This window comes from Chryseobacterium sp. CBo1 (assembly GCF_001693475.1).
Taxonomy (GTDB): Bacteria; Bacteroidota; Bacteroidia; order Flavobacteriales; family Weeksellaceae; genus Chryseobacterium; species Chryseobacterium formosense.
The window spans coordinates 35,193-47,697 of the sequence record NZ_MAUH01000002.1 but is presented as its reverse complement, the minus strand read 5'-3'; the positions used below and the strand labels follow the sequence as shown (position 1 = coordinate 47,697).

At 35.2% G+C, this 12,505-nt stretch carries 13 protein-coding genes; 7 read left to right on the top strand and 6 right to left on the bottom strand.

The features are described 5' to 3' along the window. The first annotated feature begins 1 nt into the window (after position 1). The 6 genes from BA768_RS02770 to nhaA all read left to right on the top strand — a co-directional run bounded on the left by BA768_RS02770 (position 2) and on the right by nhaA (position 8,415). Positions 2 to 361 carry a response regulator transcription factor gene (locus BA768_RS02770; protein ID WP_065719604.1) on the top strand — a complete coding sequence of 120 codons (360 nt, stop codon included), beginning with the start codon at positions 2 to 4 and terminating at the stop codon, positions 359 to 361. Positions 362 to 499: 138 nt separating this feature from the next. Further along, the gene (locus BA768_RS02765; RefSeq protein WP_065719603.1) at positions 500 to 2,386 is read left to right on the top strand and encodes an AMP-binding protein; all 1,887 of its coding nucleotides are present in this window, start codon (positions 500 to 502) and stop codon (positions 2,384 to 2,386) included. Positions 2,387 to 2,447: 61 nt separating this feature from the next. Next, positions 2,448 to 4,358, top strand: coding sequence for an acetate--CoA ligase (gene acs / locus BA768_RS02760; protein WP_065719602.1), 1,911 nt, complete (start codon positions 2,448 to 2,450; stop codon positions 4,356 to 4,358). Positions 4,359 to 4,540: 182 nt separating this feature from the next. Beyond that, the gene (locus tag BA768_RS02755; protein ID WP_034673513.1) at positions 4,541 to 4,906 is read left to right on the top strand and encodes a hypothetical protein; all 366 of its coding nucleotides are present in this window, start codon (positions 4,541 to 4,543) and stop codon (positions 4,904 to 4,906) included. A 118-nt stretch (positions 4,907 to 5,024) separates the two neighbouring features. Then, positions 5,025 to 7,229 carry a RelA/SpoT family protein gene (locus BA768_RS02750; RefSeq protein ID WP_065719601.1) on the top strand — a complete coding sequence of 735 codons (2,205 nt, stop codon included), beginning with the start codon at positions 5,025 to 5,027 and terminating at the stop codon, positions 7,227 to 7,229. Positions 7,230 to 7,236: 7 nt separating this feature from the next. Next, a complete protein-coding gene (gene nhaA / locus BA768_RS02745; RefSeq protein ID WP_065719600.1) occupies positions 7,237 to 8,415 on the top strand; it encodes a Na+/H+ antiporter NhaA in 1,179 nt (392 codons plus the stop codon). On the opposite strand, the gene BA768_RS21235 is transcribed toward nhaA, so the two are convergent. Further along, on the bottom strand, positions 8,412 to 8,579 hold the full coding sequence (locus BA768_RS21235; protein WP_165601768.1) for a hypothetical protein: 168 nt from the start codon (positions 8,577 to 8,579) through the stop codon (positions 8,412 to 8,414). The genes nhaA and BA768_RS21235 overlap by 4 nt on opposite strands. Positions 8,580 to 8,686: 107 nt before the next feature. Then, positions 8,687 to 9,700 (bottom strand): YihY/virulence factor BrkB family protein, encoded by a 1,014-nt coding sequence (locus tag BA768_RS02740; protein ID WP_083206573.1) that lies wholly within the window; start codon positions 9,698 to 9,700, stop codon positions 8,687 to 8,689. A 31-nt stretch (positions 9,701 to 9,731) separates the two neighbouring features. Between BA768_RS02740 and BA768_RS02735 the strand changes: the two genes are divergently transcribed. Then, the gene (locus tag BA768_RS02735) at positions 9,732 to 10,205 is read left to right on the top strand and encodes a 23S rRNA (pseudouridine(1915)-N(3))-methyltransferase RlmH (RefSeq protein WP_034673502.1); all 474 of its coding nucleotides are present in this window, start codon (positions 9,732 to 9,734) and stop codon (positions 10,203 to 10,205) included. A 6-nt stretch (positions 10,206 to 10,211) separates the two neighbouring features. On the opposite strand, the gene BA768_RS02730 is transcribed toward BA768_RS02735, so the two are convergent. From BA768_RS02730 to BA768_RS02715, 4 genes are all read right to left on the bottom strand, one after another. Then, on the bottom strand, positions 10,212 to 10,667 hold the full coding sequence (locus tag BA768_RS02730; RefSeq protein ID WP_034673500.1) for a tRNA (cytidine(34)-2'-O)-methyltransferase: 456 nt from the start codon (positions 10,665 to 10,667) through the stop codon (positions 10,212 to 10,214). 79 nt (positions 10,668 to 10,746) lie between these two features. Further along, on the bottom strand, positions 10,747 to 11,562 hold the full coding sequence (locus tag BA768_RS02725) for a tetratricopeptide repeat protein (protein ID WP_065719599.1): 816 nt from the start codon (positions 11,560 to 11,562) through the stop codon (positions 10,747 to 10,749). Then, entirely contained in the window at positions 11,559 to 12,125 is a 567-nt protein-coding gene (locus BA768_RS02720; protein WP_034673495.1) for a phosphatase PAP2 family protein, read from the bottom strand. The genes BA768_RS02725 and BA768_RS02720 overlap by 4 nt, the downstream gene beginning before the upstream one ends. 7 nt (positions 12,126 to 12,132) lie before the next feature. After that, on the bottom strand, positions 12,133 to 12,468 hold the full coding sequence (locus BA768_RS02715) for a twin-arginine translocase TatA/TatE family subunit (RefSeq protein ID WP_034673493.1): 336 nt from the start codon (positions 12,466 to 12,468) through the stop codon (positions 12,133 to 12,135). Between the last annotated feature and the right edge of the window lie 37 nt (positions 12,469 to 12,505).

The window sequence follows — 12,505 nt, the reverse complement described above, 5'->3', positions numbered from 1 at the left end:
TATGAAAAAGATAATTATTGCGGATGATGAACACAAAATATTAATGTCACTGGAATACAGTTTCAAGAAAAATGGTTACGACGTATTCATTGCAAGAGACGGAACAGAAGTGTTGGAATTTCTAAAAACAATGATTCCCGATGTGATTTTGCTCGATATTATGATGCCTAATCTTGACGGTTACAGCACACTGGAAATCATCAAACAAGATAAAAAACTAAAGGATACAAAAGTCATTTTTCTAAGTGCTAAAAACAATCCGAGAGACATTGAAAAAGGATTAGAAATGGGAGCTGATGCGTATGTTACAAAACCTTATTCAATTAAAAAACTGATGCAGCAGATTGAAGAAATGTTTTGATAGATTCTTAAAATTCTTCATTTTGTTGTGATTCAGAACATAAACTGAAAGTTTACGAACGTAGTTCAGAAAGCGGAGTGAAGAATCTAAAAATATAGATTTCTCCTTCGTCGAAATGACAAAATGCACAAAATTACTATGAACGCAGACCATTTATTTAAACAAAGCATACAAGACAAAGAGAATTTTTGGAAGGAGCAGGCTCAGGAAATCGACTGGTTTGAATTTCCCTCAAAAATTCTTTCAAAAGATAATAATGATTACACCCAATGGTTTTCCGACGGAAAGTTGAACATGTGCTATTTATGCATCGACAAGCATATTGAAGACGGTTTTGGAGAACAGATTGCGGTTGTTTACGATTCTCCGGTTACCAATCAGAAGAAAACTTATACTTTCAATCAGGCGAAAGAAGAAATTTCGAAGTTGGCGGGAGGTTTGGTTTCTTTAGGCTTGAAAAAAGGTGATACAGCTGTTATTTATATGCCGATGATTCCGCAGACGCTTTTTGCAATGTTGGCTTGTGCGAGAATCGGAGTAATTCACAATGTTGTTTTCGGAGGTTTTGCGCCAAATGAATTGGTTGTGAGAATCGACGATTGCAAACCAAAAGCTTTAATTACAGCAACAGCCGGGATAGAAATTGCCAAAAGAATTCCTTACTTACCATTGGTTGAAAAAGCGATCGAACTCGCTCAGGATAAAGTTGATAATATTATCGTTTACAACAGAAAATTAGTTGATAACCAGCATGAAATGTTCGATGGATTGATTGATTATGAAGAATTAGTCCAAAAATCAGAACCTGTTGACTGTGTTTCGGTTGAATCGACTCACCCACTCTATTTGCTTTACACATCAGGAACTACGGGAAAACCAAAAGGAATTACACGAGACACAGGAGGTTACGCGACTGCTTTGAAATTTTCTATGAAATATATTTATGGAATTGAGCAAGGAGAAACGTATTGGGCGGCCTCCGATTTTGGTTGGGCAGTCGGTCATAGTTTTTCGGTTTACGGACCATTAATCAATAGAAATACAACGATTATTTTTGAAGGAAAACCTATTATGACTCCCGATGCGGGAACTTTTTGGAGAATTATTTCAGAATATAAAGTTTCCACAATGTTTACGGCTCCAACAGCGATTCGGGCTATTAAAAAAGAAGATCCGAACGGAGAATTAGTCAAAAAATATGATTTAAGCCATTTCAAAAAACAGTTTTTGGCAGGTGAAAGATGCGATGTTGCGACGTTGGATTGGTTTGAAGAACACATCGGAGTTCCCGCGATCGACCATTGGTGGCAGACAGAATCCGGCTGGCCGATGTTGGGTTTACTGACTTTCAATGAAGATTATAAAATCAAAAGAGCTTCAGCCGGAAAACCGATTCCGGGATATGATATTAAAATTTTTGATGAAAATGGGTATGAACTTGATGCGCATCAGGAAGGATATTTAATTATCAAACTTCCGCTTCCGCCGGGAGCTTTACTCGGAATCTGGAATGATAATGAACGTTTTCAAGACAGTTATTTATCACAATACAAAGGTTATTATTTCTCCGGAGATGGCGCGATAAAAGATGAAGATGGCTATATTTTCATCACAGGAAGAGTTGATGATGTAATTAATGTTGCAGGACACCGACTTTCTACTTCTGAAATGGAAGAAATCGTTTCATCACATCCCGATGTTGCAGAATGTGCGGTTGTAGGAATTGATGATGAATTAAAAGGACAAATTCCTTTCGCTTCGGTGGTTTTAAAGAATGGTTCGACAATTTCCAATGAAGATTTAGAAAAAGGTATTGTGAAAATGGTTCGTGAAAAAATCGGTGCAGTTGCCTGTCTTAAAAATGTAATGACTGTAAAACGTTTACCAAAAACACGTTCCGGAAAAATTTTAAGAAAACTGATCAGAACCTTATTGGACGGAAAAGAATTTCAGATTCCTTCAACGATTGATGATGAAAAAATTATTGAAGAAATTCAGCAAAAAATCGAGGTTTATAGGGCTTAAACGAGAAATTAAACATAAATTTAAATAACAAAAATTCAAACTTCAAAAAAACGAAAGGGATATGAGAAATTACCTAATAGAAGATTTACCACATTATTTTGAAGAGTATAAAAAATCTATAAAAAATCCTAAAAAATTCTGGGATAAGATTGCCGATCAAAATTTCGTGTGGTATCAAAGATGGAGCAAAGTCGTAAAATATGATATGAATGAAGCCAAAATCGCTTGGTTTAAAAATGCAAAATTAAATATAACTAAAAACTGCCTTGACAGACACTTAGCTGTAAGAGGTGATAAAACCGCTATCATCTGGGAACCGAACGATCCGAAAGAAGAAGCTCAACATATTTCTTATAACGAATTATACACAAGAGTCAATAAAACGGCCAATGTTTTAAAAGATATGGGCATCGAAAAAGGCGACAGAGTCTGCATCTACCTTCCGATGATTCCTGAATTGGCGATTACCATGTTGGCTTGTGCAAAATTGGGAGCCGTCCATTCTGTTATTTTTGCTGGATTTTCCGCTTCTGCCGTTGCTTCAAGAGTGAATGACTGTGAGGCTAAAATGGTCATCACATCAGACGGAAGTTACAGAGGAAACAAAGTGTTAGACCTAAAAAGTATCGTTGATGAAGCGTTGGAAAAAACTCCAACCGTTGAAAACGTTTTGGTGGTAAAAAGAACCCACAACGAAGTCAAAATGAAGGAAGGAAGAGATCATTGGTTAGCCGATTTGTATGAAAAAGCTTCTCCGGATTTTGTTACGATCATTATGGATGCGGAAGATCCTCTTTTCATTTTGTACACTTCAGGATCTACAGGAAAACCAAAAGGAATGCTTCACACTTCCGCCGGTTATATGGTTTACACAGCGTATACCTTTAAAAATGTGTTTAATTATAAAGAAAATGACATTTATTGGTGTACTGCCGATATTGGCTGGATTACAGGTCATTCCTATATTCTTTATGGACCACTTTTAAATGGTGCGACAACCGTAATTTTTGAAGGAGTTCCAACTTATCCTGAACCGGACCGATTCTGGGAAGTTATTGAAAAACATAAAGTTACTCAATTTTACACGGCTCCGACAGCCATTCGTTCATTGGCGAAAGAAAGTTCAGAATGGGTTGATAAGCATGATTTAAGCACATTAAAAGTCATTGGTTCTGTTGGTGAACCCATTAATGATGAAGCTTGGCATTGGTTCAACGATCACGTTGGCAAGAAAAAATGTCCTATTGTTGATACTTGGTGGCAGACTGAAACAGGAGGAATTATGATTTCACCACTTCCTTTCGTGACACCGACAAAACCAACCTATGCAACCTTGCCTCTACCGGGAATCCAGCCTGTTTTGATGGATGATAAACGAAACGAAATCACTGGAAATCAGGTTACAGGAAACCTTTGTATTCGTTTTCCGTGGCCGGGAATTGCAAGAACAATCTGGGGAGATCATCAAAGATATAAAGAAACGTATTTCTCTGCTTTTCCAGGAAAATATTTTACGGGCGATGGTGCTTTGAGAGATGAAGTCGGATATTACAGAATTACAGGTCGTGTGGATGATGTGATTATTGTTTCCGGACATAACTTAGGAACAGCTCCGATTGAAGACAGCATCAACGAACATCCTGCTGTAGCCGAATCCGCGATTGTTGGCTATCCTCATGATATTAAAGGAAATGCTTTGTATGGATTTGTAATTTTAAAAGAAACCGGAGAAGGTCGTCAAAAAGAAAATCTTAAAAAAGAAATTAATCAATTGATTTCAGATCAGATCGGGCCGATTGCAAAACTGGATAAAATTCAGTTTGTTTCCGGGCTTCCGAAGACACGTTCCGGAAAAATCATGCGTAGAATTCTAAGAAAAATTGCGGAAGGAGATTTCAGTAATTTCGGAGATATTTCTACTCTATTGAATCCCGAAATTGTTGAGGAAATTAAAAATGAGAGATTAAGCTAAACATATCTTACATCTATTTAAACTCTGTGTATTGCACAGAGTTTTTTATTTTAACTAAAATAGATAATTTCTTAATTTTTATTAATTATTTATAGATAAAATAAAATATTATAAATTTTATTAAATTTTTATTAATTATATTAAAAATAATTATAACTTTAGATAACCAAAACAGCATTACTATGTCAAGCATTTTAGCAGGAATATTTGCCCAACACAGTGATTATAAAAAGCTTGAGCAAGAGCTTGAAGCTTCAGGATTATCTAATTCTGATTACATTGTGTACCTAAGTGACGATCATCATAACTCCCAATATACGGTGAGTGTAGAAATAAAAAACAGAGAAACAAATGAAAAAGCGAGGCACGTTTTTGATAAAAATGATGTTTTAAAAACTTATTTTTTCGAAAACATGAGCATTAATCAGGCTTCTTACAGCAACCTAAAAAGATTGATTGATGCACGATGCAAAGCTGAAATCCATAGCAGTCCGGATGTCCGAATAAAAGTACAGCACGACGGAATGAATTCTGAAGTAAAAGCTTAAAACTAAATAAAAACTGAATAACCGTAATCCGCAGATTCTTTCTGCGGATTTTTGATTTTAGCAATTGACAAATAGCATTTTTTTTCGTATTTTCGTTTAAATAAAGCCTTTTACACAGATGAGTTACGACTTAGAACAAGAAAACAAAGAAATCTTAGCGCGGTATAAAGACCTGATTTCTAATACATACAGAACTTTGGATGAAGAAAATAACAAACTCATCCGAAAGGCTTTTGATATTGCTCTCGATGCTCATAAAGATCAAAGAAGGAAATCAGGAGAACCTTACATTTATCATCCCATTGCCGTAGCAAAAATTGTTGCTACGGAAATCGGTCTTGGTGCAACATCAATTGCCTGTGCGCTTTTGCATGATGTGATTGAAGATTCAGATTATACCTATGAAGATCTTAAAAAGATTTTCGGAGAAAGAATTGCAGAAATTGTAAACGGACTGACGAAGATCTCGATCATGAATCATCAGAATATTTCTGTACAGTCTGAAAACTACAGAAAATTATTACTGACTCTTTCTGAAGATTTCCGTGTGATTCTGATCAAAATTGCAGACCGTCTCCACAACATGAGAACTTTGGAAAGTATGGCACCGGACAAGCAGAAAAAAATTGCTTCTGAAACGGTCTATATTTATGCACCGATGGCACACAGACTTGGATTGTACAATATTAAGTCTGAGCTTGAAGACCTTTCTTTAAAATATAACAATCCTGAAGTTTATAACGAAATCACTGAGAAACTTGAACTTGCAAAAGATAACAGAATCCGTTATATTGATGAGTTCACTAAAGAAGTTTCTGAAAGGTTAAAGGAAGAAGGTCTAAATGTAAGCATAAAAGGACGTGCGAAAGCAATTTCTTCCATTTACAGAAAAATGCTGAAGCAGGGTGTTCCTTTCGAAGAAGTTTTCGATAATTACGCGATTAGGATAATTTATAAATCAGATGCAAAAAATGAAAAATTTCTTGCCTGGAAAATATATTCTATTGTAACTGATGTTTACCACAGTAACCCTTCGAGAATGCGTGACTGGATTACTCAACCACGTTCAACAGGTTATGAAAGTTTACATTTAACGGTTCTTGGTCCTGACAGAAAATGGATTGAAGTTCAGATCCGTTCTGAAAGAATGGATGATATTGCCGAAAAAGGTGTTGCAGCCCATTATAAATACAAAGAAGGCTACAAACAGAGCAATGACGACCGAAATTTTGAAAAATGGGTAACTGAAATCCGCGATGTACTTGAGCAGCAACAGAATCTTTCTACTTCTGAACTTTTAGATAATATTAAGCTCAATCTTTATTCGAAAGAAGTTTTTGTATTTACTCCAAAAGGTGAAATTAAAATTCTTCCGACCAATGCAACTGCTTTAGATTTTGCATTTTCCGTCCACACCGATTTAGGAATGAAATGTCTAGGCGCTAAAATCAACGGAAAACTCGTTCCTATTTCGTATGTTCTTCAAAACGGAGATCAGGTTGATATTCTTTCTTCTCAAAATCAAAGACCAAAATTCGACTGGCTGGAATTTGTCGTTACATCCAAGGCAAAATCAAAAATCAAAAGCTTTCTGAATTCTGAGAAAAATTCTTATGTACAGGAAGGTAAAGAAATTTTACAGAGAAAACTTCGTCATGCGAAAATCAATTTCAATGATGAAGAAATCAATAAACTTCAGAAATTTTTTAATCTTAAAACTTCACAGGAATTATTTTTAAAATTCCAGACCAATGAGCTTGATGCAAGCAGTCTGAGAAAATATATTGAAAGTAAAAACGTATTCAACAATTTGCTTTCAAGGTTTAAACGTAATCCAAGTAAGAATCAGCATTACGAAGAACCAAAAGAACAGAATCTGGACATGATTGTGTTCGGAAAAGATGAAGAAAAACTGAATTACAGTTATGCAAAATGCTGTACAGTAATTCCGGGAGACAAAATTTTCGGGTTCATCACTATTTCGGAAGGGATTAAAGTTCATAGCGACACCTGTCCTAATGCGATAAATCTTCGTGCGCAATATGATTACAGGGTCATTCCGGCAAAATGGGTGAATGAAGAAAGTTTCAAAAACCGTATTAAAATCGAAATTGAAGGTCTCGACAGAATGGGAATGATCAACGATATTACGACCGTAATCAGCGGCGCAATGGGAATGGATATGAAAAGTATGTCGATCGAATCCAACAACGGTATTTTTACAGGAAATATTAATTTAGAAGTTAAGCATAAAGGTCAGCTTGAAGAGACGTTTAAAAAACTAAAAGCAATCAACGGTATATCCAAAATCAGACGTATTTAAAAAAATAATGAAGTTATCACTGTATTTCAAGAGATTTTTTAAAAGCAGTCAATCATCCGGAATTTTATTAATTTTTTGTGTTGCTTTGGCTTTAATAATTGCTAATTCGTCTTTAGGAAGTGGCTTTCAAAGTTTGTTAGATTCAAAAATCGGTTTTGAAAACTTACATCTTGAATATCCGGTAAGTATTTGGATCAATGATGGATTGATGGCAATTTTCTTTCTTTTAGTCGGATTGGAAATTAAAAGAGAACTTCTGGAAGGCGAATTATCATCCTTTAAAAATGCTTCATTGCCTATTTTTGCTGCAATCGGCGGAATGCTTGTTCCTGCAGTAATTTACTCTACTTTCAATTCCGGAACGGATTACAGTAACGGTTGGGGAATTCCGATGGCGACTGATATTGCTTTTTCTCTGGCAATTATCTCAATGCTCGGAAAAAAAGCTCCTGCTTCGCTTAAAATTTTCCTGGCAGCTTTGGCAATTGTTGATGATCTGGGAGCGATTTTGGTGATTGCCATATTTTATACTGACCAGATTCACTGGATGTATCTTTTATCATCGTTTGGAATTGTTGCTGTTTTGTTTATTCTAAATTTTTTAAAGGTAAAAAAACTCATATTTTATATAATTCCCGGTTTATTTTTATGGTATCTTCTTCATCATTCGGGAATTCATGCGACAATTGCCGGAGTTTTGCTGGCATTTAGCATTCCGACAAATGAATCGACAACCATCATTTCTCCTTTAGAAAAGCTCGAGCATTCACTACACTACCCTGTCAGTTTTATTATTATGCCTGTTTTTGCTTTAACCAATACCAATATTGCGTTTAATAACAGTATGATTGATGGGCTGTTCAGCAGCTTAGGTTTAGGAATAATTGGCGGATTGGTATTAGGAAAACTAGTTGGAATTAATCTTTTCTCGTGGATTGCGATTAAATTAAAAATAAGCTCACTCCCACAAAACAGCTCGTGGAAACAAATGATCGGTGTCGGTCTTTTGGCAGGAATAGGTTTTACAATGTCTATTTTTATAGCCTTATTATCTTTTAAAAATGAAGTTGTCTTTCAGGATGAAGCAAAGTTTGCTATTTTAATTGCATCAGTTCTTGCGGCAGTTTCAGGTTATTTAATTTTAAATATGGGCTCAAAAAATATTGAAAATACCGAAGAAGATTAATTTTTAGTGATACTAATACCCATTTCCCAAGTTCCTGTTCGTGCTTCGAGATTTCCCAGCAAAATAAAAACGGAAGGTGCTTTAAATGATGAATTGATTAATCCCGTTATACTTCCGTTAAAGTCACCTGTATAAATTCCTGTGTAATTTCCACGATAAGGCAATATATATTTTGTTCTACCTTGTTTTCGTGGATATGATCGATTATCTGATCACAGGATTGCAGTGAGCAAACAGAAATTGTAGCGAACACTACAGCAAAAAGCTTACTTTATTTTTTATTGTTATCTTTAAAGGGTCTTTTATGTTCGTCGTCACTTTCCAAATTAGGTTCAGATTTTTCTGCATGGTATTTTTTGGCTTCTTTTTTTATTTCGTCAGATAGCAATTTTTCAATTCTTAATTTTCTGAGAGCCATATTGAGTTCGTTTCCGAAAAGAAGAAGATAAACATTTACATTGATCCAAACCATTAATAAGATCATACTTCCGATCGAACCGTACAATACGTTGTAACGGGCAATATTTTTAACGTATAATGCAAAGAAATAAGTGGTGACCAAAAACAAAACTGTCGTTAAAATCGCTCCCGGAATTGCCTGTCTGAATCTGATAATTTTCACAGTTCCCAGCCAATAAAAAAGCGTTAACAGAATAAAATAAAAAAACGGAAAAGAAAAATAACCGATAATCTTCGAAAGGTTTCTTACAAGCCACGACAAGTTGTAACCCGGTGAAAAATTCTTGAGAACCACTTCCGTATAATAAACTCCGAATAAGGTCAGAAATATGATTGTCACAAAGCCAATGGTGATAAAGAATGACAGAATAAATTCTTTTACATCCGTCAGTTTTTCTTTAGAATTTTCATTAAACCCGTTGATGAGAGAAAATGTTCCGTTGGTCGCAAAAATAAGGGCAATTAAGATGGTTAAATTACTGATTCCTTTCATATTCGGAATAATATTATCCTGAATGTAACCACGCACATCGCCTTCGATATTCGAAGGGAAAATATTGTGCATCAAAACCTCAAAAATATAAAACTGAAGCTTATCATAATGCGGCATATAAGGAATGACGGAAAGCAGGAACAGTAAAAACGGAAACAAACTCAAGGTAAAGCTCCATGAAATTGCTGCTGCTTTTCTCCCGATCTTATCTTTAAAAATCCCCGAAATATAGATCTGAAACATCTGCCAAAGCGATATTCCCAATACAGGAAGGTGAATATCGTCCAGAAATTCTTGAATTTTTAAGATAAACTTAGGAATTTTTATAGCCATAAAGTATATTTGCGCACAGCAAATATAAGAAATGCGAATCAGTTTAGTTTGTATCGGAAAGACAGATGATAAAGAAATTACATCATTGATTAATTATTACCTTCCACGCCTTCCCAAACACTGGAATTTTGAAATTACCGAAATTCCGGATGTGAAAAATGCCAAAAACCTTTCTTCTGATCTTTTAAAAAAAGAAGAGGCCAAATTGTTTTTGAACCAGATTGATAAAAATGATCTGGTTATTATTTTAGATGAAAAAGGAAAACAGTTTACCAGCCGTGAATTTTCTCAAAAAATAGATTCGTGGATGAGCTCCTCTGTGAAAAAAGTTCATATTCTAATTGGCGGAGCGTATGGTTTTTCAGATGAAATTTATAGCCGAGCCAACGAAAAAATGTCATTATCCAAAATGACATTTACGCACCAGATGATCCGACTTTTTATTGTAGAACAGCTTTACAGAGCCGACCAGATTTTACAGGGCAAACCGTATCATAACGATTAATTTAAACTAAATTTTTAAACCAATCTGCCTTTTTGCTTCACCTACAACGAACGCAACCGAATTGGCAATATTAAAACTTCTGATCAGCTTAGACATCGGAATCGTCAAATGATTTTCGAAACGGCCCAAAACATCTTTGCTTAAACCTACACTCTCCTTTCCGAAAACCAGCCAGTCGCCATCCTGAAAATCGGTTTCAAGATAAGATTTTTCAGCATGTGAACTCATTAAAAAAACACGCGATAAGTCCGGAATAACACTCATCCATTCATCAACATTTTCGTATTCCGTAACATCAAGATGAACCCAATAATCTAAACCGGAACGTTTCAGATTTTTATCGTTGATAATAAATCCGAAAGGATGAATGAGGTGCAATCTGCTTTCGGTTCCTACACATAATCTGCCGATATTTCCGGTATTATTGGGAATTTCCGGTTCTACAAGAACAATATTTAACATGAATTTTGTTTATTTCTAAATATAAATGCCATCTTTTACAATGACATTTTATTAATTCTAAATTTTATTTAATAAAGTTTTATTTTTTCACACACTTGGTCTCAAGTTCTGGTAATAAAGCTTTCTCGTGACCTAATGCAACAGCTTTCTCCAAATTGGTGCACGCTTCTTTATCTTTTGCAGAATCAAACAAAATAGTTGCTTTCGTTACATAAGACTGAGAAAATTTAGGATCAATAGAAATGGCTTTATTAATATCTGCCAAAGCTTCCTTAGATTTTTTCATTTTCATGTAAACTTCGGCTCTTCCGTTGTAAAGTAGAGACTCGGGTTTTTCGGTAAGCATTTGATTATAATCTTTTAAAGCACCTTCCAGATCTCCATTGTTTTTTTTAAGAGTCGCCAAACCTGTTCTCGCAAAAATATTATCGGGAGCAAAAGTCAGAATCTGATTTAAATCTGCCATCGCAAGATCTTTTTTTCCTAAATTATTGTAAATTTTTGAACGGATAAGGTAAATTTCTGCATTCTCAGGCTCAAGTTTTACACCGGTGTTGGCATATTCCAATGCCTTGGTGCGATTTCCTTTCTGGTTGTGTAATAATGCTAAATTTTCGTAAACCGAGATCGATTTAGGGTTTGATTTTAAAGCAGATTCAAAAGACTTAAAAGCCATCGCGGTTTTTCCCAATCTTTTTTGTGCAATTCCTAGATTCACATAATAATCCGATTGGTATCTCTGAATATGTTCTGTAAGCACCAGTTTCGAATATTGCTCTTCGGCGCATTTGTAATCTGCTTTTTTAAAGCACTCTTCAGCCGTTTTTTTATCCTGTGCAGAAATAAAATGTAAAGATGTAAAAGCTAAAGTAAGAACGAGTAAATGTTTCTTCATGTATTTATAGTTTGTTTGTTGATCACTTTTTTTGCGAGCACAGCAAAAAGCCCTCCCAATAAAGTTCCAACAAACGCCCCCACCAAAATATCCATTGGGAAATGCACTCCTAAATAAACACGGCTATAGGCTACAACAGCCGCCCATACAAATATAGCATAAGGAAACCATTTAAGCTTATCTTTCAATAAAAAAGTGAGATAACTTGCCAAAAAGAAAGTGTTAGAGGCATGTGCAGAATAAAAACCAAACTGACCGCCACATTTCACAATTCGCATAAAAGGCTGAACTGCAGGATCATGACAAGGTCTTAATCTGGCAACACCATATTTAAAAATCCCTGAAATCTGATCTGAAACCGTAATTCCGATTGCCGTAAACAAAAGAATATACAGTAAAGATCTGAGTTTATAATTTTTATAAAGAAAATAAAGGAAAATAACGTAAAGCGGAATCCAGATCCATTTTTCCGAAATCATGATCCAAAACTGATCAAAAGGAGTATCGCCTAAGTTGTTGAGATAAAGAAAAAGACTTTTATCTTCCTGAATGATTTCTTCCATATCTTGTTTATCGGCTTACAGGACCTTCGTAAGTTTCGTCATCCGCAGGTTTAATCTTTGGACTTTCCGGTGTTGAAGATGGTTCGTTGATGATATTTTCTTCAATATTTTTCATCGGATTGAAATCTTTGGCCGCATCTTTTACCTTCTCGATCTCTTTCTTAATTTCGGAGACAGGATTATCTGTTTCTTTTAAGATTTCGGTTTTAATATCTTCAACTGCACCACGCATTTTTCTCACTCCTGATCCAAGATCACGGGCAATTTGAGGCAGCTTATCCGGACCGAATAAAACCACGATTGCGATGGCAATGAGTGCCATTTCTCCAATGCTTAATTCCATGGCGCTAAATTACAAAAGATTATAGAATTAATTCAGA

What these genes read in the sequence shown, in the direction of transcription:
- acs (WP_065719602.1), top strand. Translation starts at nt 2,448, where the DNA reads ATGAGAAATTACCTAATAGAAGATTTACCACATTATTTTGAAGAGTAT.
- BA768_RS02720 (WP_034673495.1), bottom strand. Translation starts at nt 12,125, where the DNA reads ATGGAAGAAATCATTCAGGAAGATAAAAGTCTTTTTCTTTATCTCAAC.
- BA768_RS02740 (WP_083206573.1), bottom strand. Translation starts at nt 9,700, where the DNA reads ATGGCTATAAAAATTCCTAAGTTTATCTTAAAAATTCAAGAATTTCTG.
- BA768_RS02730 (WP_034673500.1), bottom strand. Translation starts at nt 10,667, where the DNA reads ATGTTAAATATTGTTCTTGTAGAACCGGAAATTCCCAATAATACCGGA.
- BA768_RS02755 (WP_034673513.1), top strand. Translation starts at nt 4,541, where the DNA reads ATGTCAAGCATTTTAGCAGGAATATTTGCCCAACACAGTGATTATAAA.
- BA768_RS02725 (WP_065719599.1), bottom strand. Translation starts at nt 11,562, where the DNA reads ATGAAGAAACATTTACTCGTTCTTACTTTAGCTTTTACATCTTTACAT.
- BA768_RS02715 (WP_034673493.1), bottom strand. Translation starts at nt 12,468, where the DNA reads ATGGAATTAAGCATTGGAGAAATGGCACTCATTGCCATCGCAATCGTG.
- BA768_RS02770 (WP_065719604.1), top strand. Translation starts at nt 2, where the DNA reads ATGAAAAAGATAATTATTGCGGATGATGAACACAAAATATTAATGTCA.
- nhaA (WP_065719600.1), top strand. Translation starts at nt 7,237, where the DNA reads ATGAAGTTATCACTGTATTTCAAGAGATTTTTTAAAAGCAGTCAATCA.
- BA768_RS02750 (WP_065719601.1), top strand. Translation starts at nt 5,025, where the DNA reads ATGAGTTACGACTTAGAACAAGAAAACAAAGAAATCTTAGCGCGGTAT.
- BA768_RS02735 (WP_034673502.1), top strand. Translation starts at nt 9,732, where the DNA reads ATGCGAATCAGTTTAGTTTGTATCGGAAAGACAGATGATAAAGAAATT.
- BA768_RS02765 (WP_065719603.1), top strand. Translation starts at nt 500, where the DNA reads ATGAACGCAGACCATTTATTTAAACAAAGCATACAAGACAAAGAGAAT.